The organism is Sphaerisporangium rufum (assembly GCF_016863395.1).
GTDB lineage: Bacteria > Actinomycetota > Actinomycetes > Streptosporangiales > Streptosporangiaceae > Sphaerisporangium > Sphaerisporangium rufum.
On the sequence record NZ_BOOU01000166.1, the window covers coordinates 1 to 682 of the forward strand.

Sequence of the window (682 nt, forward strand, 5' to 3'; positions counted from 1 at the left end):
TCTCCACCGGCGCCTTGCGTCGAGCTCCTCACTATCTTCCCGGGAAAGGAACGACGATGAAGTATGCCCTGAAGCGCCTGGCCACCGGTGTCCTCACCGCGGCCACCATACTGGCCGGCCTCGCCGTGGCCACTGCCGGTAGCGCTCCGGCCGCCCAGGCCGACTCGACGGTCGGCGGCACCATCACCCGCGATGAGGTCATGTCCCGGGCGCAGAACTGGGTGGACCGCGGCATCCAGTACAACCTGACCCGCCGGTCCAACACGCTGGTCACCGACCCGGACGGCGGGCACAAGTACGGTCCGGACTGCTCCGGTTACGTATCGATGGTCTGGCACCTCAGCCCGGGAAGCATCGGCGGGCTGAACACCAGCGGTTTCGCCTCCTGGTCCGGAAAGAAGAACATCGGCCTGTCCGAACTGAAACCCGGCGACGCGCTGCTGACCTCCGGTCACATCGAACTCTTCGCCCGCTGGAAGAACGACGCCGACCACACCCAGGGCGCCTACGTCTACTCCCTCAACGGCGGATCCGACCCGGACGGCGACGGCTGGGAGAACGACTGGGCGAAGGGGCCGGGCACCAATTCGCACGGGCAGGTCGGCTTCGACAGCTGGTCGGAGCTCACCGGCTACCAGGCCATCCGCTATAACAACATCGTCGACGCCCCGGCGACCGGCCC

Annotated in this window: 1 protein-coding gene; it reads left to right on the forward strand. The window is 67.3% G+C overall.

Annotated features, from left to right (window positions below; all coding sequences use genetic code 11):
- Nucleotides 1-56: 56 nt before the first annotated feature.
- Nucleotides 57-682 (forward strand): hypothetical protein (locus tag Sru01_RS35170; RefSeq protein ID WP_203995295.1); only part of this gene is annotated, 626 nt, incomplete at its 3' end.